Genomic DNA, 23,629 nt, shown 5'->3' with positions numbered 1-23,629 from the left:
CCTCGAAGGGAAGCATCATGAAAACCGGTTCCAGACGCCGGCATGGGCCTGAAACAGGGCGCGGCGCCAATACCAGCCCGGCAAAAAACCAATCTTCAGGGAGGGCCTGACCATGGATGGAAGACTCGCAGTCATTGGACTCGGCAGTATCGGCAGTATGGCGTTGTGGCAGGCTTCCCGGATGGCCGGCCCGGTCACCGGGTTCGAGGCACAATCCCCTGCTCACGGGAGAAGCGCCGTGGGCGGTGACACCCGCTTGTTTCGAATGATCTACCTCGGGACCCCCAGCCTCTACCCGATCCTCGAACGCTCCCGTGATCTTTGGGCTGAGTTGGAAGCAGAAAGCGGGCAGCACATTCTCACACGGACCGGAGGACTATCCATAGGCACCGCCGGCGGCCCGTACATCAGCGGCCTCTTGGAAACCGCACGGCTCAACGGGGCTGCCCACGAAGTCCTCAGCCGCGAAGATCTCGCCGAACGCTATCCACAGCACAACCTCCGCGCAGACGATGTCGCCGTTTACGATCCGAATGCGGGGGTTCTGCGCACGGACCGCGCCGTCACAGCCGCCATAGGCGCAGCACGGGCCAATGGAGCTACGGTGCACATCAACACCCCTATCGACAGCATCTCCGAAACCGACGACGGCGTTGTTGTCACCTCAGGTGGGAATTCGTGGAGCTTCGAGAACGTGATTCTCGCCTCGGGCGGTTGGTCGAAACGACTCATGCCTGAGAATCTCAAGTCGCATGTTGAGACACGCCGGGTGTTCCTGTCGTGGTTCGTGGCCCGCGACGCAACCCGCTTCACCCCGGAAACGTTCCCCGTTTTTAGCCGCATGTACGACGACCGCGCCATGTACGGCGCGCCCGCCGTCGATGGGGTAACGGTCAAAGCCACCTTGGATGGGCGGGGAACAGTGGTCACCGAAGCCGACCGTTTTCCCAGGGAACTCTCGGAAGCCGAAACCACCGAGACCTTGAAGACAGTCTCGGACTTCATCCCGGGCCTGGTTCCGTCGATCGTCCGCTCAGACGCCTTTCCGGAGCTGTACACCAAGGACCGGAACCCTTTGTTGGGATGGCTCAGCGAATCGAGCCGGATCTACTGTGCGACGGGGTTCTCCGGAGGCGGTTTTAAGAACGCCACAGGGTACGGTCACATCGCCGCGCATGAAGCGCTTGGCAAACAACCAATCGAAGGCCTGGATTTCGTGCGTCCGGAGCGGTTCACCACCGGCGCCCGATGAGGGCACCCCAGCTCAGAAACCTTCCCTGAGTAGAGCCCGCCACGGACGAAATCAACACCCCCTGTATAATCGACAATCGACGAGGAGGCCCAGGGTGGATTGCAGGTTTGAGTGGCAAGAGCAGCGAACGACCACGCCTGACGGCGTCTACCGGGTGCTCCGCACCGCCATCTTGGACGGAACCGTCTCTCCCGGGGAACAGCTGCGGGAAACGCATATCGCTACGGATCTCGGCATCAGTCGTTCGCCACTGCGTGAGGCGTTGACCAAGCTTGAAGAGGAAGGCCTCGTGGTGAAAGTCCCCTTCCGTGGTTCCTTCGTTGTGGAGGTAAGCGATCGGGACGTCTCCGAGATCGCATCCATCCGCCTGCTGGTGGAGCCTTATGCCGCCGAGCTCGCTGCCCCGACACTGCGGGATGCGAAACGGCCTCTTCTCAAGCAGACCATCGAGGAACTCTACCGAGCAACCGATGCGAACGATATCCCGGCGAGCATTGATGCCCACCTTAGGTTCCACCGGCTCTTCTACGAACACTCCGGTAACGCGGCGCTTTACAGTCTGTGGAGCGGTTGGGAGAACAAGTTGCGTCTTTACTTCGCGGCGGACCATCCTACGTACAGCGATCTTCATCAAGTTGCCGTCGAACATGAAAAGCTGGCGGAGCTTGCTTTGAACGGTGACATCGAGGGCTACCGCAAGGAAACGCTCAGCCAGTTCCAGAACGCTTTAGGCGCCGAAACCGCAGACCCGGCCTGACGTCAACTCCGGAAAAGCCCGCCGGCAACGCCGGCGGGCTTTTCGCGCTACGGCGTGACCTTGAGTTCCCGGATGGTCAGTTCCCGGAACGTGGCCGCACCTTCGTGGGCGTAGAGGCGGATGCCGTCATCGCCGTCGAGCGGGAAGACCCGGTGCGAATGGACCACGCGCCCGTCGCCGACGAACATCTCTACACTTGTCCGATCCACCAGGATGCGTAGCGTGAGTCTTCCGGCGGCGGGGTCCACCGGGGTTTGGGATTCCCCGGCCGTGGGGTTGACGGTGGGACGGCGGTTGACGTAGGCGAAGGGCCCGCGCAGGTAGGCGCCTGCTGCAACGTGTCTGCCTCCTCCTGGTGCGCGGCATAGCTCGAAACCGAGATTGGCCGGTGGCGCAGCCGGATCCCACACCACCTCGCAGCTCAGATCGTACGCGTTCGAGCGGACCTTCAAGTCGTATGTACCGGCAACTGCCACATCACCCAGCCGATGTGTGCGCTTCACGTGGTTACCCAGCGCGGTCGTGGGGGTGGAGGAAAGGTAGTAGGCGCCATTTCCACGCTTGAGCCGGACGTCACGCACGATCATGTCGTCGCCGTTGTAACCGTCAGCGGCAAGGGTGGGCGTGTTGTGGGGGTAGTCCCAGAAATTAGCCCATCCGATCGCCCGCCGCAGGGTTGGGTCCTCCGCACCCGATTCTGTGTGATGCGGGTAGGTCACAGCGCCATAGAAATCGAAACCGTAATCGAGCCATTCCGGCTCGGCATGGTCGGGTGTAAAGGAACTGCCGTCGAAAGCGCCGGTCCAATACGCATACGTCGCGGGCAATCCGCGGCCCTTGCCGTTCGCGCTGGTGCCCAGGACCCAATGGGAGGTGCCGTCGTCGGCTGTCATCCGAAAGAGGTCAGGGCACTCAAGAAGCCCAAGGTCAGTGCGGACAAACTCCCCAACACGCTTCCAGGACCGCAGGTCCGGGGAGGCGTAGAAGCCGAGCTTCTGCCCCTCGGCGTTGGCCATGAACCACCGCCCACGGTCCGCGTCCCGGATCACCTTGGGATCACGGAAATCGTGCACGCCGGGGTTGGGCAGCACCGGAGCCGCGCTACCGGGCTTGAACGAACGCCCCCTGTCAGTCGAGTACCAAAGGTACTGCGCCTGGCGCCCTTCCGGCGCCTGGGTGACGAGTGCTATGACCGCCCCCGCACCGTATCCCGCAGTATTTCGCTCATCCACCACCAGGCATCCGGACCAACAGTCACCGTTGCCGTTGCTGAACTTCGGGATCGCGACACCCCGGTCCCGGAACGCTACGTGATCGGTTGTAGTGGCCCGGCGCCAGGACGTGCCGCCCCCGCCGGTGATGTAGTCGGCGTTGTACAGGTAGTAGTAGTGGTACTCCCCGTCCAGGTAGATGGGTCGTTGGGGATCGTTCTTCCAGTTGTCGCTGACGCTGAAGTGATAGTCGGGGCGCATCCGGGTTGGTCCTTTCGAGGGGCTGCCTGCCGCCGACGCGGGGCCGGACAGAGCCAGGGATCCGCCCAAAGCAACCGCACCGGCGCCTGTCAGTAGTCCGCGGCGGGAGAATGATGATGAATTCTTCATGGGTTTCACTTCCGTTCCGGCAGGAGGCTGCGGGTTTCTTCGAACACCCCGGCCATGGTCCAAGCATCAAAGGAGAGGAGCCGCACCGTACCTTCGGTGGCGGCCAGTGTTACGCGCCCGCCGCCTTGGGTCGGGTAGACGCGGGCAGTCAGCGGCTTGCCGTTGGCGAAGATTTCGACGGCGGACCGGTCCACCAGAATGCGTAGGCGAACCCAGCCGTCCGTCATGGGAAGGGGGCCGGACTTCTCCTCCACATCAACGGCCGGGTCCAGGCTGCTGCGCGTGCGGTCCAGATGCAGCATGCCGGTGGCGCCTCCGTCGGCCGAGCGGCCCAGAATGACCACCGTCTCTTCAGCGCCGTCCACGGATCCAAGCAGTCCGAGTCGCAGCTCCGCACCTGCGGAGAGCTGCAACTCCACCTCAAGGTCGAGTTGGTTACCGGAAACACCGGTATCCATGGCCGTTCCGGCCACCAGTACCTGGGCAGGCACATGGGAGTGGTTCCTGCGCAGCTTCCCGATTTCGGGCACTGGCGCGAACTCCAGGGTTCCGTCGTTGCCCAACGTGGCGACCCGCGGCAGGCTCATGACCCCCGACCACCCGGCTTCCACCATGGCTGCGTCGCTTCGCCCTTCCTGCATCCAGCCGAACATGACCCGCCGGCCGGATTCATCCTGGAAAGACTGGGGTGCGTAGAAGAAGCGGCCGCCGAAATCCAGCCGGTGCAGCGACTCGGGTTCGAAGGTGTCGCCGGCGTAACGACCCGTCCAGTACAGCGGGTGGCGGGTTTCGCCGTCGTTCCACGCGGAAAAGACCAACACATCCGTCGAGTCACCGGCATGTGGAGATCCCAACGATCCTTGTCCTGCACGGAAAAGATCAACACATTCCCACATGGTCCCTGTCCAGTCAGGGCCTTCAGGATCACCTTGGGAGGCATCCCCGATGAACAGTGGCCCGAGATAATCCCAGGTGCGCAGGTCCGAGGACTCGTAAAGAAACGCCGTGCCGCCGACGTCCCGGATCCCCGAACCAACCAGCTGCCGCCAAACGCTTCCCTCCCGCCACACGCAATGATCGCGGAAGGCCGTGATGTCCACACCGGCCGGCGGTGCGCCAATGACCGGGTTTCCGGGGTCCTTGGTCCAGTCCTGCAGGTCCGGAGTTCCTGCGGCGACGCAGGGCAACTCCTTGCCGGCGTACCGCCCGGAGTACACCAAGGTGGGCGTGCCGCCGTCGTTCACCAACACCCCTGACCAGCAGCCCTCGGCGTCCGGTCCCGCGGACGGCTCCAAAGCTACGGGTTGGTCACTCCAGGAGACCAGATCGGTGCTGGTGGCGTGGCCCCACTGGATGCGGTGGTGGAAGGCACCCTCCGGGTTGTACTGATAGAAGAGATGGTAAGTGCCGTTCCATTGGCTGACACCGTTGGGATCGTTGAGCCAACCGGCCGGCGAGACGAAGTGGAAACGCGGCCTTAGTGGATCTGCTTCGGCACGGGCCACTAATTCATCCTGCGGAACCGTGGCGAGCGGATGGGTCACTTCAGTCATGCGGAAGCCTCATCTTGAGCGGTCGACGCCGGGTGGCCGGGTTGGATTGGTTCACTCGCCAGGGCGTGGCCGCCGGCAGCGGCCCATGGACGGTACAGGTGGCAGCGCACCCAGTGACGGTTTTCGGGGTCCCCCACCCGATGGCGGACGGGTTCCTCGGCCGAGCAGGCCTGGTCCGGGTCGCCGTCGAACATGCAGTGCGTCGAGGCCATGACCGCCTGCCTCAGTTCGGCCCGGCGGACGGGATCGTACGAGCCCGCCCGTGCCGGATCCGGCACGGCCGAGACCAGCAGTTGGGTGTAGGGGTGCGCAGGGTTGGCCAACAGATCCAGGGACTCGCCCTCTTCAACGAGCTCTCCGGCGAACATGACCGCCGTCCGGTCCGCCAGGTAGCGGGCGGAGGCGAGGTCGTGGGTGATGTACAGCATGGAGATGCCTTGCTCGTCGCGGAGCTTGCGCATCAGGTTCAGCACGCCGATCCGGACGGAGACGTCCAGCATGGACGTCGGCTCGTCGGCCAGGATGACCTGCGGTTCAACGGCCAGGGCCCGGGCGATCGCAACGCGTTGGCGCTGACCTCCCGAGAGCTCGTGCGGGTACGAGTTCAGCATGTCAGCTTCCAGGCCGACGGTGGTCATAAGTTCTTCCAGGCGGTGCCGGGTCTGCTCCTCGGAACCGCCCTTGCCGTGGATCGCCAGGGAACGCCGCAGGAAATGCTCGATCCTGTGGGCCGGGTTCAAGGAGCCGAAGGGGTCTTGAAACACCATCTGCAATTGGGACCGGAAGGCCCGGGACGCTTGGAAACGATCCCGTTTGAGGACATCGACGCCGTCAATGAGGATCTCCCCCGAACTCGGCTTCTCGAGCCGCGCCACACAGCGGGCCAGGGTGCTCTTGCCGGAACCGGACTCTCCCACGAGGGCTACGATTTCGCCCTTGCCGATGGTCAGATCGATGTCGTGCAGGGCGCGGACGGAGTCCCGGGAGAACAAGCCGCCAATCGGGAACGACTTTCCCAGTCCACGGATTTCAAGGGCCGGGGTACTGGTTTTGGACGCGGCCGAGGGGGTCATCAGGGAGTGGCTCATCGTGCAGCTCCTTCGAAGTCAGTCGAATCAATCACCGAAGCGTCGGCACCAAACGGGGCCACAAAATGGCCGGGTGCTGCCTCGGTGAGGTCCGGGATGTCCCGGAACTTCACGCCGTCGGGCAGTCCCGTCAACGGAACGCGGGGACCGGTAAGGGGCGGAAACGCGCCCATCAGTGCCTGGGTGTAGGGGTGACGGGGATCGGCATATACGTCCTGGGCTTTCGCGGTTTCCACGATCCGGCCGCCGTACATGACGGCCATGCGGTGCGAGAGTTCCACCATGAGGGACATATCGTGCGTGATGAAAAGGACGGAGAAGCCAAGCTCGCGTTGCAGTTCCTTGATTTGGGCCATGATTTCCTGTTGCACCACCACGTCCAGTGCTGTGGTGGGCTCGTCGAGGATCAGCAGTGACGGCTTGAGCGCCACGGCCATGGCAATGACGGCACGCTGACGCATTCCGCCGGAGAGCTGGTGCGGGTAGGACTTCAGCCGGGCGGGATCGATCCTGACAAGCTCCAGCAGTTCACCGGCACGTCGCAACGATTCCTTCCGGGAGTAACCGGCGTGGGTGGTGAAGATGTCCACGATCTGGTCGCCGATGGTCATCACCGGATTGAGCGAATTCATGGCCGACTGGAACACCATCGCCACGTCCTGCCACCGGAAGCGCCGCAGCTCCTCGGCGCTCATGGCCAGGACGTCCTTGCCGCCGAAGGAAATGCTGCCGCCGGCGATCTTTGCGGGGTCCTTCAGGAGCCTCATGATCGAGTTGGCAATGGTGGACTTGCCGCAGCCGGACTCCCCCGCCAGACCGAACACCTCGCCGGTGCCGATGCTGAAGGAAACGCGGTCGACGGCGGTGGTGGAGCGGGTATCTCCGATGTACTTGACGGTGAGGTTCTTGACGTCGAGGACGGGTTCGTGGGAGCCGAAGGAGACTTGGGAGATGGTCATTTGGCGGTGCTCGTTTCGGCTTTCGTGGGTGTTGTTTTGGGCGTCTTGATCTTTCGCAGCCGCGGATTGGTGACTTCGTCCACGGCGTAGTTGATCAGGGCAAGGGCGAACGCGACCAGTGCGATGCACACACCGGAGGGTACGAAGACCCACCAGCTTCCGGTGAGCAGGGCACCTTCGTTACCGGCCCAGAAGAGGTTGTTGCCCCACGAGACCGTGCTGACGTCACCAAGACCCAGGAACTCCAGGCCCGCTTGGGCTCCGATGCCGTAGATGACGCAGGCCAGCAGCGTGCCCATGACGATCGAGGCCATGTTGGGCAGGATCTCGCGGAACATGATCCGTCCTGCCCGTTCGCCGGACACGACGGCCGCAGCGACGAAGTCCTTGGACCGGATTGACAGTGCCTGGGAGCGCAGGACGCGGGCCGAACCGGCCCATCCCGTGACCACAAGAACCAGGATCACAGTCCCCAGGCCCGGCGGAAGGAACGCCGCCAGGATGACCAGCAGGGGCAGTCCGGGCAGAAGCAGGAAGACGTTGGTGACCAGGGACAGGGCTTCGTCAATGAACTTGCCGAAGTACGCCGAGGCCAGACCCACGAGAATGCCGATGAAAGTGGACGCCAGACCCACCGTCAGTCCCACGAACAGGGAACTCCGTGAGCCGTGGACGGTCAGCGCCAGCACGTCCTGTCCCTTGGCGGTAGTCCCCAGCCAGTGCTCTGCATCCGGTTCCAGGGACGCCATCGCGGTGATACGTGACGGATCGCCGGGGAACAACACCGGCGCCAGGAGTGCCAACGCAATGAACACGATCATCACGGTCATGCCCAGCAAGGCTTTCTTGTTCGTGAGAAGTCCGTGGACGAAGCTGCGGTTGGGTTTGCGGGCAGCCGGAGCTTGAGTGGGCTGCTTCAGAAGTGCGGTTGTCATGATCAGTCCTCTAGTTGCTGCGCACGCGCGGGTCGAGGCGGACGTAGAGGATGTCCACCAGGAAGTTGGCTAGCAGCACGGCGGCGGTGATGGTCAGGAACAAGCCCTGCATCAGTGGATAGTCGAGGCCCTGGACGGCGTTCAGCAGTTGGTAGCCGACGCCCGGATAGGCGAAAACCACTTCAGTGAGCAGCGCACCGCCCACCACGAATCCCAGTCCCATCCCGAAGCTCGTCACCGAGGGCAGCATGGCGTTGCGTGCTGCGTAGCGAAGCATGATGCGGCCCGGGCGGAGTCCCTTGGCTTCGGCCATGGTGATGTAGTCCTCGGAATTCGTGGCGATCATGGTGTTGCGCATTCCCAGCATCCAGCCGCCGATGGAAACCAGCACGATCGTCAGCGCCGGCAACACCAGGTGAGCGCCGACGTCGCCGATGAACTCCCAAGTGAACGCGGGCTCCAAACCATCGGTGAACGCATGCCGGATCGGGAACCAACCCAGCACCACCCCGAACAGGTACAGCGCACCCATCGCGAGCCAGAAGTACGGGAACGAGCCGATGAAAACCAGCACCGGCGGGAGCGCAGAGTCGATCGCTCCGCCGCGCCGCCATGCGGCCAGGACGCCCAGCAGGTTACCCACGACGGCGGCAATCACCAGCGCGGTTCCGCCCAGTAACAGCGTCCAGCCGATCTGGGACGAAATGACTTCGGTGACCGGCGTGGGGAATCGGGAGATGGAGACCCCCATCTGGCCGGTGAAGATGTTGTGCAGGTAGTCGATGTATTGCTCCCAGATGGGCCGGTCGTCAACGCCCAGCAGCTTGCGCAGGGCCTCGATCTGCTCCGGTTGCATTCGGTCCTGGGAGCGGGCAAACATGCGGGATACGGGGTCTCCCGGCATGAAGCGCGGGAGCAGGAAATTCAGGGTGATAGATGCCCAGAAGGCGATCAGGTAGAAACCAAGGCGGCGCAGGATGAAGCGCACGGTTTCCCTCCATTCGGGAATTGCGGGGATTGCGGAAAGTGAAGAGGGCACGCCCGGCGGCAGTGGCCGGTTCAGCGGCAAGGTGGCGGCGTCGTGGCAGCGGGCAACCGCCGGGCGTGCAGTGAGAAGAGTTGCGGGGATTTACTTCCGCGGTTCCAGGGTGGTCAGGACCAGCACCGTCGTAGGTGATCGGACGGACAGCGTGGCGTACGGGTTACCCTCGGTGGGCCAGCCGGTGAAGCGGGTGTCATCGAAGGCACCCCATTCAGGGCCTGAGAACAGCGGCACCAGCGGTGCTGCGTCGTTGTACTCTTCCTGCAGCTTGTTGGCGATGTCCCTTTGCTTGGATTCATCCGTCTCCGCAACGAAGTCGGCCAACAGGGCATCGGCCTTCGTGTCGCCGAAGCGGTGGTAGTTATCGAACGTCTTCGTGCCTACCGGTTTGACCGTTGCGGTGCCCATGGAGGTGTTGAAGTACTTGTACGGGCTGGGATCGTTGGCGCTCCAAACGATGCCGGAATCGAAGTCGCCGGTCTCATAGCCCGCGACCACAGCGGCCCAGTCCGGGGACTCGACCTTGGCCGTGACGCCCACCTCGGCCAGGTTCTGCGAGATAACGTTGGCCACGGAAAGCCAGTCAGAGGATGTAGCACCTACGGAGATCTTGAATTCGAAAGGCTTGCCGTCTTTGAGGGTGCGCTTGCCGTCTGCTCCCTTGGGGTATCCCGCCTTGTCCAGAAGCTCGTTGGCCTTCTGCACATCGTGGTTGGTCCACGTGCAGTTGTCCTTCACCTGGGCGTTCTTCCAGGTCTCATAATTACCGGAGAGCCCGGTGCAGTCAGCCGGCTTGGCGTAACCGCTCATGCCGATCTTGGTGACCTGGTCACGGTCCACGGCCATGCTCAGTGCTTTGCGGACGTCGACATCGTTAAACGGCGCCTTGGTGGTGTTGAGCTGCCAGTTGATCATGGCACCGGTGGCAGGGAACCAGTATTGGCGGTGTTCCTTGTCCTTTGAAACAAAGGTCTTTTCGATGTTGGGAATGTACTGCGGAGCCCAGTCCACGTCCCCGTTCGCTGCGGCGAGGTTGGCGCCGTCGTTTCCTGCGAAAGCGAGCATCTTGATGCCGGCGATCTTCTGCTTTTCAGGCTGCCAGTAATTGGGGTTCTTCTTCAGCACGAAGGACTGGGCCTGGAAAGTATCAACCTCGGTGTACGGCCCGGTACCTACCGGCTTGGCATTCGCATCCTTCTCCGGGTCCGGCAAAGCGGACCAGATGTGCTTGGGCAGGATGCTGAGTTGGCCGACGTCGTAGAGGGCCGGCGACCATGGCTTGTTGAAGTTGAAAGTGACCTTGTTGCCCTCGGCGGTGACGGTGTCCAGGTACTCAAAGCCGCCCTTGATCTTCTTCTGGAGTTCGAAGGTGTAGGCAACGTCATCAGCCACGAAGGGCTGCCCGTCGGACCATTTCACACCGTCACGGAGCGTGAAGGTGACCGATTTGCCGTCCTCGGCTGCTTTCCACTCCGTGGCCAGCCACGGCACCGTGTCCCCCTTGGCCGGGTTGAAAATGAGGAGGGATTCATAGATGGACTGCTGGACCATCGGGTTCACCGTGGGAGCGAACGGGTTGAAATTCTGCACGAATGTGCCCATGTCCTCCCGCGGGATGGTGAGGAACGCGCCGGCGTTCGCTCCGGCGTCGGAGGTGCCTGTTTTAGAGACGTTTGCCGTGCAGCCGGTGAGCAGCATCGCGCCCACTGCAAGGCTCGCCGCCGTGATCCGGGCAGCCCGGAAGTATCGGGGTTGTGTCATGATGGTTATCTCTTTCCTATCTTCATCGTCCAAGGTGAAGGGGTGGGTAAGGGTTGCTCTTCGGCATTGATTTCGCGGTCAGACCGAAGAGCGTTCTAGCAGCGGACAGTCGACCAATTGCTGGTCGGCAAGGATCGGCTGTCCTGCTGTAAGAGCGGCAAGCGTTTGGACGCCCAGGGCGCCCATTTTTTCGAACGGCAACGCAACCGTGGTCAATTTGGGCCGCAGGTAGGCCGCAATGAGTTCCTGGTTGTCGAAGCCGATCACGGCGATGTCCCCGGGGATGGTCAGGCCCCGTTCCTTAATGGCGTCATAAGCGCCCATCGCCATGCGGTCATTGAGGCAGAACAGCGCCGTCGGTCTCTCTTGTGGCGGGTAGCGGTCCAGGATGTGGCACGCGGCGTCGTAACCGCCGTCGGCCGTTGCATACCCGGACACCACCAGTTCGGGGTCCAGCTCCAGTCCGGCGACGGCGAGTGCTTCGCGGGCACCCTCCAAACGCCCTACTGCCGCAGGAATGGCCGGGTCCAGGTTGATGACACCGATCCGGGTATGGCCGGCTTGGAGCAAGCGTTCGACGGCCACCCGCCCCCCCGCCCGCTCATCCGGGACGATCGAGGGCAGCTTCCCGTCCGCGTCGAAGCAGTTGATCAGGACTGTGGGGACTTCGTTGGCACTTTCGGGGACGTGAACGCCCCGGTGAAAGGTGGCTGCGTAGAGGAGTCCTTCCACCCGTTGTTCCAACAGCTTCTCCGTGGCAGCATCTTCCAGGCCCTCGTTGGGTCCCACGGCATCGGCCTGGTCGGAGGGCGCGATGAGCAGGAACCGGCGGTCAAGCCAGGCTTGGTCCTGGGCTCCTTTGATGATGTCGACGGCGAACGGAGCCGTGACGATCTCCGTCACGATCCCGTACCAGTCACTACGGCGGGATGCCAGCGCACGGGCGCCGGCGTTCGGGCGGTAGCCCAATTCCTGCACGGCGTCGTTGATCCTGGCGCGGGTTTCTTCGGAGATGCTTGCGTTCTCCCGGTTGCTGAGCACGAACGAAACAGCTGTCCGGGAAACGCCGGCGTGCTTGGCTACGTCTTTCATGGTGACTCCCCGCTGCTTCACAGCCACGGGGGTGTCTGGGTTGGTGCTTTTCGCCATCGAATGCTCCGGTGTTCTTCGCTGATCCAGGTCTGCGCCAAACGTTGTTGTTCGGCCGGCCCGGGGTGGAAAGCAGCGTTGGTAACGCGCGTTACTTTCCGGACATGTGACTCAGGTTACCCGCGTTACTTGAACTCTGTCAACACTCTTTCTTCAGCGTAGGGTCGCGCCCTGTATCCCCCGGATTCGCGGCGTGAACCTGACGCGCGCAGCCGTAAAGGCACGACGGCGGGGCGCCGCCCCTGCCGCCGTCGTCCACTGTTCCCGGACTACTTCGAGAGTGCCTCCTCCAACCAGGACCTCAACACCGGCGCGGGAGCCGCGCCGGCCTGCCTCGCCACGATTTTGCCGTCAACGATGACCATCAACGTCGGCACCGCCTGGATGGCGAACCTGGCAGAGAGCTGCGGCGAGTGATCCACATCGACCTTCACGAGTTTGATGCGACCGGCGCGTTCGTGTGCCAGTTGGTCGAGCACGGGGCTCACCATCCGGCAGGGTCCGCACCACACAGCCCAAAAGTCCACCAACACCGGAACGCTGGACCGTTCGGCGATCGCGCTGAAGTCGTCGTCGCCCGCTTCAACCACCCAAGGCAGGTCCTTGTGGCAGCTCCCGCAGCGCGGCCGGCCGTCGGCGGCGGCCGGAACGCGGTTCGACTTGCCGCAGTGAGGACATTTGATGATGGCTTTGTTCATGTGATTGAGGCCTCCGTGAGCTCCGTAGTGCTGTATTCAACCACGAGTTCGCCTCCGGACACGGTCACACTGACCACTCCGCCCTCGGCGATGCTGCCTCGCAACAGGGCCCGACCCACCTGTGTTTCGACGACATGGGAAATGTAGCGGCGCAGCGGCCGGGCTCCGTAGACCGGATCGAAGCCCCGCTCAGCAATAAGAAGGCGTGCCTCTTCGGCCAGGTGAAGCTCGATTTGCTGCTCGGCCAGGCGCTGCCGCAGCTGCTGGAACAGCAAATCAACGATTCGTTCGATTTGTGCCAGTCCCAAGGGTGCGAACAAGACTGTATCGTCGACGCGGTTAAGGAACTCGGGTCGGAAATGTGCCCTGAGTTCACCCATCACCATGCTGCGCGCCTCCTCGGTGATAGTCCCGCCTTCGGCCGAGCCTTCCAAAAGATACTGGGAACCGATATTGGAGGTCATGATGATGACAGTGTTGCGGAAATCGACAGTCCGGCCCTGTGAGTCCGTAATCCGTCCGTCGTCGAGGACCTGCAGCAGCGTGTTGAAGATGTCCGGATGGGCCTTTTCCACCTCGTCGAACAGCACCACCGAATAGGGCTTCCGGCGCACCGCTTCCGTGAGTTGCCCTCCTTCGTCATAGCCAATGTAGCCAGGCGGCGCCCCCAGCAGACGGCTCACGGTGTGGCGCTCCTGATATTCGCTCATGTCCAGCCGGATCATTGCGCTCTCGCTGTCGAATAGCGAGGCAGCCAATGCCTTGGCAAGCTCGGTCTTTCCGACGCCCGTGGGGCCCAGAAAGATGAAGGAGCCGATGGGTCGGCGGGGATCCCGAATGCCGGAGCGGGCCCGGATGATGGCATCCGACACCGCGTTGATTGCTTCTTCTTGTCCGACGACACGGGCACGCAGGATTTCATCCAGGTGCAGGACCTTTTCGCGTTCGCCCTGCTTCAGCCGGGCCACCGGAATTCCGGTCCAGGCCGCCACGATGTCAGCGATCTCATCCTCGGTCACCACCTCGCGGAGCAAGCGCTTCTCGCCCTGTTTCGCAGTCAGTCGTTCTTCTTCGGCGGCCAGCCGCCGTTCGAGGTCGGCAAGCCGGCCGTAGCGTAGCTCTGCCGCCAGGTTGAGGTCGTAGTTGCGCTCGGCTTCCTCAGCCTCCAGACGCGCCCGCTCAAGGTCAGTACGAATTCCCTGCAGTTTGTGAATCGCTTGGCGCTCGGCTTCCCATTGGGCCCTCTTGGCGTCTGCTTCGCCGCGCAGGTCCGCCAATTCACGCCTCAGTTCCGTGAGCCGCGTCTTACTGGCCGGATCGGTTTCCTTGGCAAGTGCCGCTTCTTCGATTTCGAGCCTCGTGACCTTCCGGGTCAGCTCATCCAGCTCGGCCGGCATCGAATCAATTTCCGTCCTGAGCCTGGCGCACGCTTCATCCACGAGGTCAATGGCCTTGTCTGGAAGAAAGCGGTCGGTGATGTACCGGTGCGAAAGGGTGGCCGCAGCCACCAGGGCACTATCCTGGATCCGTACTCCGTGGAATACCTCGAGCCGCTCCCGCAGACCTCGAAGGATGGAAATGGCGTCCTCGACGTCAGGCTCCTCAACGGTGACCGGCTGGAAGCGGCGCTCCAATGCGGCGTCAGACTCGATGTGTTTGCGGTACTCGTCGAGCGTGGTGGCGCCGATCATGTGCAGCTCCCCGCGTGCCAGCATGGGCTTGAGCATGTTGCCGGCGTCCATCGATCCCTCGGAGGCGCCTGCCCCGACGACGGTGTGCAGTTCGTCCACGAAAAGCAGGATCCTTCCTTCTGCCGCAAGCACCTCGGCGAGCACCGCCTTCAACCGCTCCTCGAATTCGCCACGGTACTTGGCACCGGCCACGAGGGCGCTCAGGTCCAGCGAGAAGATGGTCTTGTTCTTCAGGCCTTCCGGCACATCCTGCCGGACGATCCGCTGGGCCAGTCCTTCCACAATGGCGGTTTTGCCGACTCCAGGCTCGCCAATAAGCACCGGGTTATTTTTGGTCTTGCGTGAAAGTATCTGGACCACCCGCCGGATTTCCGCGTCGCGGCCGATGACGGGATCCAGCTTTCCGGTACGCGCGTCCGTCACCAGATCGCGGCCGTATTTCTCCAGCGCTTCGTAGGTTTGTTCCGGCGTGGCCGAGGTAACGCGCTGGTTTCCCCTGACCTGGGTCAGGACGGACAAGAATGCCTCGCGGGTGATGCCGTGGTCCGCCAGCACCCTGCCGGCCGCCGTGGCCCGGCCTTCCTCCGCGAGCGCGACCAGCAGGTGTTCCACCGAGACGTATTCGTCCTTGAGCCGTTTGGCTTCACGTTCAGCAGCATCAAGGAGTGTGCCAAGCCTGCGGCTGACGTATACCTGGCCGGGTGCTGCGCCAGGCCCTGTGACTTTCGGCTTCTTTTGCAGCTCGGCCTCAACCGCCCTGTTCAGCTCCTCAACCTCAACCTGCATGCCTGCCAGAAGTCGCGGGACCAGTCCCCCCTCCTGTTCCAGCAGGGCCGCAAGCAGGTGCTCCCCGTCGGTCTCGGTATGCCCGTGTTGCTGGGCGATCCGCTGTGCCCCTGCCAAGGCCTCCTGCGACTTCCGGGTAAAGCTCTCCATGTTCATGGCTCAGCAGTCCTTTCCACATACGGGATTTCAACCAAACGTCGTTCCAACGTCTCTACCCTCGCCAGCAAATCCAGTACCAGCGGGATTGCCGCATAGTTGAGCGACAGCTCTGAATGCAGCCGCAGGACGCGCGCGATCATTTCCGGAGCCCCCGGACTGAACCAGGGGCCGCCCGGGCCGTCGCCTCCCAGAGGTCGAACCAGATCCAGCTCCACGAACCTCATGACGACGTCGGAGTGGACACCGCTGCTGCGGGCCACCCCTTCGAGGCTCAGGCGCCACGGATAGGCGAGTGGATATTCCCGGCTCATAGCAGCCCCTCCCTCGGGTGGAAATCGGACACGGCTGCAAGCTGCTCATAGAGCTTGCGCACCTCACTACTCAACCGCGGGGGCACCATGACCCGGATTTCGGCGTAGAGATTCCCCGGCTGGCCTTTCGGATCGGGCAAACCCTGCCCGCGAAGCCGAAGTCTGCGTCCGCTGGAAGACCCTTCGGGTACGGTGATGGTCACAGGCCCGCCAGGCGCGTTGACCCTGATCCTGGCCCCGAGCGCCGCTTCCGACGGCGTAACGGGAAGGTCGAAATGGATGTCCCGGCCTTTGAGGCGGTATCTCGCGTCCGGCTGAATGCTTACGGTCAGGAAGAGATCCCCCGGCCGGCCCCCTTCGCGGCCACCGGCGCCCTCCCCCGCGAGTCGGATGCGCTGGCCGTCCACCACGCCGGGCGGCACGTCGACGTCGTAATTCCGCGTCTCGCCACCTGGCGCGGCCAGGCGAACCGTGCGCCGTCCGCCGTGGATTGCTTCTTCGAGCGTCAACCGAAGCCCGGCCTCGTGGTCTGAGCCCGGCGCCGGACCCGCCCCCTGCTGACGGAACCAGCCACTAAGCAGGTCCTCCCAATCGACGTCCCCTCCCATGTCGACATGGGCGCCGCCGTACGGGCCGCGTCCCGGGCGTGGGCCCGGGCGCGGACCACCGGAACCCCGCCCCGTGCCGCCGCCCTCCGAATCAGCACCGCGACCGGCATACTGCCGGTAGTCCGCGCCGAACCGGTCATAGCGCGCCCTGGTTTCGGGATCCGACAAAGTATCGTAGGCCTCGCCGATCTCCTTGAACTTGTCCGCGGCATCCGGCTCCCGGTTGACGTCCGGATGGTACTTTCTTGCCAGTTTGCGGTAAGCCCGCTGGATTGCCTCCGGCTTCGCCGCGCGAGAGACGCCCAGCACTGAGTAGTGATCCTTAGCCACGGTCAGCGTTCACCGCCCGGCTCACGACGACGGCGGCTGGCCTGAGGACGGTATCCGTCCCGCCGTAGCCCGGGCGAAGGACGGTGATCACTGTCCCGGGAGGAACCTCGTCCGTCTCCGATACGCTCACCACCTCGTGAATCCGAGGGTCAAAGGGGACGTTCACGCCGTCGATCCGCGGGTACCCGAGGCGGGCCAGGATATCGATGGCCTGAGAACGGATAGCGGCCAGGCCATCGACAAGGGGGTCCCCGGCAGAGGGGGCATGAGCCAGGGCGAGTTCCAGATTGTCCAAGACAGGCAGCCACAGCAGTGAGACCGCCGAGCGCTCCTGTGACCTTAGCTGTGAGGCTTCCCGGGCAGCGCGTTTTCGAATATTGTCCGCGTCAGCCAGCGCGCGGCGCCAAAGATCCTCCATTTTGGCCAGCGCTTCCGCCGACACCCCAGGCATGGTTTCCGTTTCGCCGGCCGCGGCGGCCTCTGTTCCATCAATTCCTGGATCGGCGTGCCCAGCCGGCCCTGCGTGGTCGCTCATGGCCGTACCTAGCCACGATCGAATTCTGCATCGACAATGTCATCGTCATCCACACTGTCAGAAGTCCCGGGCTGAGACACGGGTCCCGCGCCCGGCCCTGCACTGGCCGCTGACGCTGCCGAGGCACTCAAGGCCGACTGCAGCTGCTGGAGCTCGGAAATCAGTTCCCTCGCCGCGCCAACGTCCGCCTGGTTGCTGACGGCCTCCCGCGCCTGACCAACCAGTAGTTCAGCCCGGGCCTTGTCGTGCACCGGGACAGCATCACCAAGTTCATTGACGGCCCGCTCAACCCGATACGCCACCGCGTCGAGTTCATTCAGGGTGTCAATGCGCTCCCGATTCTGCACATCCTCGCTCCTGTGGGACTCGGCCTCGGCAATCATTCGTTCGACTTCCTTGGCGTCGAGGTTGGAACCTTCACTGATCGTGATCCCTTGTTCCTTGCCGGTGTCTTTATCGCGGGCTGTGACGTTGAGAATGCCGTTTGCGTCGACGTCGAACGTGACCTCAACCTGCGGTTCGCCGCGAGGCGCCGGCCGGATATCGGTTAGCTGGAATCGACCCAAAACCCGATTATCCGCAGCCAGTTCCCGCTCCCCCTGCAGGACCACGACGTCCACAGCGGGCTGGTTGTCTTCGGCGGTGGAGAACACTTCGCTTCGCCGTGCGGGGATGGTCGTGTTGCGCTCGATGATCTTTGTCATGACACCGCCGCGGGTCTCGACTCCCAGGGACAGCGGCACAACATCCAACAGCAAGACATCCGAGACTTCGCCCTTAAGAACTCCGGCCTGGATCGCCGCACCGATGGCCACGACTTCGTCCGGATTGACGCTCATGTTCGGATCTTTTCCACCGGTCAGGCGCCGGACCACATTTTGTACCGCTGGAATACGGGTGGAGCCGCCCACCAAAATCACTTCATCGATGTCGTTGGCGGTAACCTTGGCATCCGTCATCGCCTGTTTGACCGGATCCATGGTCCGTTCCACCAGGTCATGGGTAATGTCTTCAAAAACAGAACGCCGAACAGTGGTGGTCAGATGCTTGGGCCCCGCCGCGTCCGCAGTGACGAAGGGGAGGCTGACCTGCGTCTGGGTCACAGAACTCAGCTCGACCTTCGCTTTCTCGGCCGCTTCGAACAGGCGTTGCAAGGCCTGCGCATCCGCACGCAGGTCAATGCCCTCCTGCTTCTGGAAGTCATCAGCCAAGTAGTCAACAAGGCGACGGTCGAAATCGTCCCCGCCAAGGTGCGTGTCGCCCGCCGTCGAACGGACCTCCACAACGCCGTCGCCGACGTCCAGCAGGCTAACGTCAAAGGTTCCTCCGCCCAGGTCGAAAACCAGAACCGTCTCATGCTGACGTTTGTCGATGCCATAGGCCAGGGCGGCCGCGGTAGGTTCATTAATAATCCGCAGGACTTCCAACCCCGCGATTCTGCCAGCGTCCTTGGTGGCGGTGCGCTGTGCATCGTTGAAGTACGCAGGAACGGTAATAACTGCTTCCGTTATCTTCTCGCCCAGTTGCTTCGCGGCGTCGTCCACCAGCTTACGCAGAACCAGCGCACTCACTTCCTCCGGTGCCACCTTCTTACCCTGCACCTGAAAACGCGCCACACCGTTGTCGTCCGCCACGACGTCGAAACTCACTGCCTTGGCCTCATCAGTGATCTCATCATTGTGACGGCCGATAAATCGCTTGGCCGACGTGATGGTTGCCTTGGGGTTGAGGATCGCCTGCCGGCGGGCCAGTTGCCCCACAAGCCGTTCCCCGCTGTCGGTGTAAGCCACAACTGACGGGGTTGTCCGCGCCCCTTCCGCGTTGGGAATGACGCGTGCCTCCCCACCTTCCCAGACAGCAATCACCGAGTTGGTTGTTCCGAGATCAATTCCTACTGCCTTGCCCATGACTGACTCCGGTCCTGGAGAACGCGACCGGCCCTGCGGCGACGTCCGCCCGAGGTTGCACCGCAAGACGAACGCCGGTGCCGCTGAGCTAAAAACTCAAGGGTGTCCATGACTTTCTCATGCAGTCTTATGAGGTTGAGTCTGCCCCCTGGACGGGAGCGCCGCATGGCCCTGTGAGGTCAGAAATACTCCAGCGATCAACCTGTCATGCGGAGAGTCCACGGGCGTGAAGTCGAGGGCGCTGTAATCGTTGAGGAGCGTCCACCTCATAGCCGGAGCACGTGAGGGCCGCGAGCGCGTGAACCACTTGACAGGCAGCTGAGCCGGGTCTAGTACTGGGCTATATCAGGTGCACCCCGCTCGCCGGGCCGGATGGTAGCCACATCATTGGTCCGTGCTGACATAACATCAATGTTCGCTGTCACGGCCGGGTCGGCTCCATGGATGAACCAACATAGGAGCCCGAATGAGTACACTGATTCCCGACCCGCACCTCGCGCAGATTCATCCGGTCACAGTGCGCACACCGCAAGGCTGCGAGGAATGTCTAATACTGGGTACTCCCTGGGTTCACTTGCGACTATGTCTGTCCTGCGGCCATGTGGGTTGCTGTGATTCCTCACCCATGCGCCATGCCCGGGCCCACGCCACCGAGTTACATCCAATCGTTCTTTCCTTGGAGCCCGGCGAAAACTGGCGTTGGTGCTATCCCCATGAGGCGTTCGTCTAAGAAATCGACGGACGCCCTCAGCTGATGCAGCCTTTTACAGACTCTTCGCCGGCCGAAACACCGGATGTCTCCGGCGCCTATCCGCGTCTGAGCAAAGCCGAGATCGAATTGCTGGAGCGCGTAGGGACAATCAGGGCAACAACCGCGGGAGAAGTCCTCACGCACGAGGGCGACACCGGCGGATGTTTCTTCGTCATTCTGCAGGGCACGGTGCTGGTCGTGGAAGGGCTGCCTGACGTTCGCAGCGAACAACCCGCGGAGCTGGGGCCGGACACCCGAATCCTCGAAGTCCACGGTCCGGGGCGGTTCCTCGGTGAATTGGGCCTGGTCGAGGGGCAACCGGCTTTTGTCAGCAGCGTGTCAGCCGAAGGTTCCAAGGTGCTCCAAATCAGCGGGGATGATCTGCGCCGTGTCGTTCTGACTGACGCCGCGGTGGGCGAGACCATCCTGCGTGCGTATCTTCAGCGCCGAATCCTGCTGATCGGCGCTGGCGCGGGGATCCGGATTGTGGGCTCCCGCTTCAGCCGGGACACACTTCGCCTCCTCGAGTTTTCAGCATCCAATCGCTTGCCTCACCGGCTGGTTGATCTGGAGCACGACCCCCAGGCACAGGCCATCGTGGACAGGGCCGATATCCTCGCAGCTGACCTTCCCGCCGTGGTGCTGAATGCTTCGCAAATTCTCAGGAACCCCTCAAATGCGGACCTGGCACTCGCCACGGGCCTGCGAGCTGTCAAAGAACATTCGACCATCTACGATCTCATGGTGCTCGGGGCTGGTCCGGCCGGCCTGGCGGCCGCCGTCTACGCAGCGTCCGACGGATTGTCCGTTGTCCTCAAAGAGGGCGTCGGGCTGGGCGGGCAGGCCGGTACATCGCCGCGGATCGAAAACTTTCTCGGTTTCCCCGCCGGCATCTCCGGCGGAGAGCTCACGGAAAGGGCGATCCTTCAGGCCCGCAAGTTCGGGGTCCAGATCAATGTCGCTTGCTGGGCACGCACCATTGAGTTGAGGGATGGCGGGTTCCGCGCGGATTTTAACGGCAGCGGCCCTGCCTTCTCGCGGGCAACGCTACTGGCGACCGGGGTCCGGTACCGCAGGCTACCAATCCCTGGGCTGGAGGAGCTGGAAGGAAACAGCGTCTTCTACGCGGCAACTGTCCACGAAGCCAGGCTCTGCGGATCGCAGCCAGTGACCGTCGTCGGCGGGGGAAACTCCGCCGGGCAGGCCGCGCTTTTCCTGGCCGGCACCGGAGCAGCAGTACTACTGGTAGTGCGCGGGGCGGACCTCCGCGCGGATATGTCGCGGTACCTCGCCGAACGCATCGAAGAGCAACCCGCCATAACGGTACTGTTGGGGGCCACCATCGTGGGCGTCAGTGGTTCAGGCGCGCTTGAACGGATCGTCGTCGACCTGCGGGCTACGGGTGAACAACGTATCTTCGACTCCCGCTACCTCTTCATTTTCATCGGGGCCACGCCGCACACAGAATGGCTGCAGGGTACGCTCGCGCTGGATGACCATGGCTTCATTCTTACCGGAGCTGACCTCGGGGAGTTCCCTCCTGAGTTCAGCCATCCGGGACGCAGAAGACTGCCTCTGGAAACCAGCGTCCCGGGGATGTTCGCGGTGGGGGACGTTCGACACGGATCGGTGAAACGCGTAACAGCTGCTGCCGGCGAAGGCTCGACAGCCGTCGCAATGATCCATGAGCACCTGCGCAGCCTCCGGTTCGGGCCGTCGTCGGACGCTGAACCACTAACCGCAGATCGCACATAGACCACAACAGCTTAACAACGGCGGGCTACGGGCGTAGGTTGGGTTCAAGGATGCCGATTTCAAGCCTGCCGTATGGGGAAGTGAATGAAAGACGGCATGTTGGCCAAATACGGCGTTGGGTAACGCGTGGAGGCTCATCTGCAGGAAGGCGTACCGAATGCCCCAAGATAGTCGATTCATTGTTCCCCGTGATGGAGGCATGCGGCCTGGCCGGGTCGTGATCACTTAGAGCAACAGTTCTGCCCGGTCTTGTATCCAGCAAGCCTCCATTGGACGAAGCGAGGATTCACATGATCGACCAACGTGCGGCAGAGGAATTCCTCAACACGGCCACGCAGGCGGTATCCGAATTTTCGTTTTGTGAGATCCAGGACCGGTACCTTGCGGTGAATGGCCAGTTGAACCCCGTCCTGGCACGCGCGGCATCACCGCAGGATCAGGACGTCCGACGCCTCAACGGCAAGAGCTCGGTGCTCCCGGGCGCCAGGCCTGGCTGGCTCTATGCGCTGTTCACAACCAGCGGCGGCGAACTGAATGGGTGCCTGGTCCTGTCCGCCGACAACCCGCCGGACATCCCCCAGCTGACACAGCTCCGGGCAGTTGCAGGGGTCGTGGAAGCAGCTCGCACCCCAGAACTTCCCCAGGACACTCCCGGTCAACCACACCGCAGTGACGGCGTGGACCAGCGACTCCGGTCCCTGTCGGCGCGAATCCTTGAGCTGGAAGAACACGACAGTATCCGGGAGGCTTTGGACCAGGGCGCAACCGGCGACCTCGGGACAAATGAAACCAGGGAGGGGCTGCTGGCCAAGGTCCTTTCACGGCTGACAGGCCGGCCCATCTACATCGAGGATGCCTTCGGGAATGTCAGTGCGGAGGCTGGCATCGGCTCGACTCCCCCGTACCCGAAGCTGCCCGCAGCGGCCAGATTACGCACGGCCCAACTTTGGATTTCCTCGGGGTTGCCAGTCAGCGAACAGCGAAGGCTCGTCGCCCTCGCCCTCTCGCACGGAGAGGTGCTGGGAGCTGTCTGCATGTTGGAAACCGACCTCCCGGTCACGGCCGCCAATGTCTTCGCGTTGAAGTACGCAACGCGGCTCTTGGAAGCAGAGTTGTCGCACCGCCGCGCTCTTGCCTTGCTGGAGCTGAAGCTGGGGCGGGACCTCGTGGACGAACTCGTATCCGGAATGGCCGCCGCAACAGCGGTCGTCCGTACCGCGGCGCTGGGATATGACATCAGTGGTCCGCAGCACGTCGTGGTGGCGGTGTGGGAGCCGCCAAGAACTGATGACACGGTGGTAGACGCTATGCGACGGACGTTTCAGAAACTCCGCTCCTCCGCACTTGTATCAGGGCGTTCGGACATGGCTGTTGCGGTGGTACGTGGAGATCCGTTGGGTGCCGAAGTGTATTCCGTCCTTGCCAAAACCCTGCGAAGTGCCACCGGCTCCGTGGGCATCGGTGGTCCCAGCCTGGATGTCGACCAAATTCCGCGTTCCTTCTCGGAAGCCTTGCACGCACTGCACATTCGAACCACTTCAAGTGATTGCTATGGGGCCACCCGCTTTGATGAACTCGGGATCTACCGGATCCTGGACACCGCTGGGAGCGAACCGGACCTGGTCGGTTATCTCGACGAGTGGCTGGGTGACCTTCAGCGTTCGGACGAGAGCCGAGGGTCGGACCTGGTCCAAACTTTGGCCCAATACCTTGACCACGGCGGCAACTACGACAAGACGGCCGAAAGCCTGGCCATCCATCGAAGCACTCTGCGCTATCGTTTGAATTCCATCCGGCAGATCACCGGCTTCGATCTTGCCCATCCCGAGACCCGCCTGAATCTGCACGTAGCAACGCGGGCTTGGCGCCTTCGTCCGCACGGTGCCTTGTTCCACCTCCATAGCGGTGCCTAAGTCAGGCCGGGGCCGCAGTGAGCGCGCCACTGGTTGACCATGCGGGGATGCGTCCCGGGAACCGGCTTCACTCGTTATGAACGTTGAA

19 protein-coding genes are annotated in these 23,629 nt (G+C 62.9%); 5 read left to right on the top strand and 14 right to left on the bottom strand.

Annotated features, from left to right (window positions below; all coding sequences use genetic code 11):
• The first annotated feature begins 112 nt into the window (after positions 1 to 112).
• Positions 113 to 1,252 carry an FAD-dependent oxidoreductase gene (locus tag PV760_RS11265; RefSeq protein ID WP_354627766.1) on the top strand — a complete coding sequence of 380 codons (1,140 nt, stop codon included), beginning with the start codon at positions 113 to 115 and terminating at the stop codon, positions 1,250 to 1,252.
• Between the two features lie 94 nt (positions 1,253 to 1,346).
• Positions 1,347 to 2,009: a GntR family transcriptional regulator gene (locus PV760_RS11260; RefSeq protein WP_354627765.1), complete on the top strand. Its 663-nt coding sequence runs from the start codon at positions 1,347 to 1,349 to the stop codon at positions 2,007 to 2,009.
• A 47-nt stretch (positions 2,010 to 2,056) separates the two neighbouring features.
• Here PV760_RS11260 and PV760_RS11255 read toward each other — a convergent pair whose 3' ends face one another.
• The 14 genes from PV760_RS11255 to dnaK form a co-directional block, all read right to left on the bottom strand.
• Positions 2,057 to 3,481, bottom strand: a complete 1,425-nt coding sequence (locus PV760_RS11255) for a glycoside hydrolase family 32 protein (RefSeq protein WP_354627812.1) — start codon at positions 3,479 to 3,481, stop codon at positions 2,057 to 2,059.
• 134 nt (positions 3,482 to 3,615) lie between these two features.
• Positions 3,616 to 5,163 carry a glycoside hydrolase family 32 protein gene (locus PV760_RS11250; protein ID WP_354627764.1) on the bottom strand — a complete coding sequence of 516 codons (1,548 nt, stop codon included), beginning with the start codon at positions 5,161 to 5,163 and terminating at the stop codon, positions 3,616 to 3,618.
• Entirely contained in the window at positions 5,160 to 6,251 is a 1,092-nt protein-coding gene (locus PV760_RS11245) for an ATP-binding cassette domain-containing protein (RefSeq protein ID WP_189075665.1), read from the bottom strand. The genes PV760_RS11250 and PV760_RS11245 overlap by 4 nt, the downstream gene beginning before the upstream one ends.
• Entirely contained in the window at positions 6,248 to 7,210 is a 963-nt protein-coding gene (locus PV760_RS11240) for an ABC transporter ATP-binding protein (RefSeq protein ID WP_189075666.1), read from the bottom strand. Before PV760_RS11240 ends, PV760_RS11245 begins: the two co-directional genes overlap by 4 nt.
• Positions 7,207 to 8,145, bottom strand: coding sequence for an ABC transporter permease (locus PV760_RS11235; protein ID WP_018778582.1), 939 nt, complete (start codon positions 8,143 to 8,145; stop codon positions 7,207 to 7,209). The genes PV760_RS11240 and PV760_RS11235 overlap by 4 nt, the downstream gene beginning before the upstream one ends.
• 10 nt (positions 8,146 to 8,155) lie before the next feature.
• Complete coding sequence (locus PV760_RS11230) at positions 8,156 to 9,133, bottom strand: ABC transporter permease (RefSeq protein ID WP_018778583.1); 978 nt, start codon at positions 9,131 to 9,133, stop codon at positions 8,156 to 8,158.
• 141 nt (positions 9,134 to 9,274) lie between these two features.
• Positions 9,275 to 10,948, bottom strand: coding sequence for an ABC transporter substrate-binding protein (locus PV760_RS11225; RefSeq protein WP_354627763.1), 1,674 nt, complete (start codon positions 10,946 to 10,948; stop codon positions 9,275 to 9,277).
• A gap of 78 nt (positions 10,949 to 11,026) precedes the next feature.
• Positions 11,027 to 12,097, bottom strand: a complete 1,071-nt coding sequence (locus PV760_RS11220) for a LacI family DNA-binding transcriptional regulator (RefSeq protein WP_039240987.1) — start codon at positions 12,095 to 12,097, stop codon at positions 11,027 to 11,029.
• A gap of 269 nt (positions 12,098 to 12,366) precedes the next feature.
• Complete coding sequence (gene trxA, locus PV760_RS11215; RefSeq protein WP_039240984.1) at positions 12,367 to 12,795, bottom strand: thioredoxin; 429 nt, start codon at positions 12,793 to 12,795, stop codon at positions 12,367 to 12,369.
• Positions 12,792 to 15,428, bottom strand: a complete 2,637-nt coding sequence (clpB, locus tag PV760_RS11210) for an ATP-dependent chaperone ClpB (RefSeq protein ID WP_354627762.1) — start codon at positions 15,426 to 15,428, stop codon at positions 12,792 to 12,794. The genes trxA and clpB overlap by 4 nt, the downstream gene beginning before the upstream one ends.
• A complete protein-coding gene (locus tag PV760_RS11205) occupies positions 15,425 to 15,742 on the bottom strand; it encodes a chaperone modulator CbpM (RefSeq protein ID WP_018778588.1) in 318 nt (105 codons plus the stop codon). The genes clpB and PV760_RS11205 overlap by 4 nt, the downstream gene beginning before the upstream one ends.
• Positions 15,739 to 16,680 carry a DnaJ C-terminal domain-containing protein gene (locus PV760_RS11200; RefSeq protein WP_354627761.1) on the bottom strand — a complete coding sequence of 314 codons (942 nt, stop codon included), beginning with the start codon at positions 16,678 to 16,680 and terminating at the stop codon, positions 15,739 to 15,741. The genes PV760_RS11205 and PV760_RS11200 overlap by 4 nt, the downstream gene beginning before the upstream one ends.
• The gene (locus tag PV760_RS11195; RefSeq protein WP_354627760.1) at positions 16,673 to 17,215 is read right to left on the bottom strand and encodes a nucleotide exchange factor GrpE; all 543 of its coding nucleotides are present in this window, start codon (positions 17,213 to 17,215) and stop codon (positions 16,673 to 16,675) included. Before PV760_RS11195 ends, PV760_RS11200 begins: the two co-directional genes overlap by 8 nt.
• Before the next feature lie 8 nt (positions 17,216 to 17,223).
• Complete coding sequence (gene dnaK / locus PV760_RS11190) at positions 17,224 to 19,122, bottom strand: molecular chaperone DnaK (protein WP_354627759.1); 1,899 nt, start codon at positions 19,120 to 19,122, stop codon at positions 17,224 to 17,226.
• Between the two features lie 466 nt (positions 19,123 to 19,588).
• On the opposite strand from dnaK, the gene PV760_RS11185 reads away from it, so the two are divergent.
• From PV760_RS11185 to PV760_RS11175, 3 genes are all read left to right on the top strand, one after another.
• Positions 19,589 to 19,852, top strand: a complete 264-nt coding sequence (locus tag PV760_RS11185) for a UBP-type zinc finger domain-containing protein (protein WP_082499814.1) — start codon at positions 19,589 to 19,591, stop codon at positions 19,850 to 19,852.
• Between the two features lie 24 nt (positions 19,853 to 19,876).
• On the top strand, positions 19,877 to 21,628 hold the full coding sequence (locus PV760_RS11180) for an FAD-dependent oxidoreductase (protein ID WP_354627758.1): 1,752 nt from the start codon (positions 19,877 to 19,879) through the stop codon (positions 21,626 to 21,628).
• 290 nt (positions 21,629 to 21,918) lie between these two features.
• The gene (locus PV760_RS11175) at positions 21,919 to 23,541 is read left to right on the top strand and encodes a PucR family transcriptional regulator (RefSeq protein ID WP_354627757.1); all 1,623 of its coding nucleotides are present in this window, start codon (positions 21,919 to 21,921) and stop codon (positions 23,539 to 23,541) included.
• The last annotated feature ends 88 nt before the right edge of the window (positions 23,542 to 23,629 follow it).

Source organism: Paenarthrobacter sp. CC6, from assembly GCF_040560085.1.
Taxonomy (GTDB): domain Bacteria; phylum Actinomycetota; class Actinomycetes; order Actinomycetales; family Micrococcaceae; genus Arthrobacter; species Arthrobacter nicotinovorans.
This window is presented reverse-complemented; position numbering and strand designations above follow the sequence as displayed.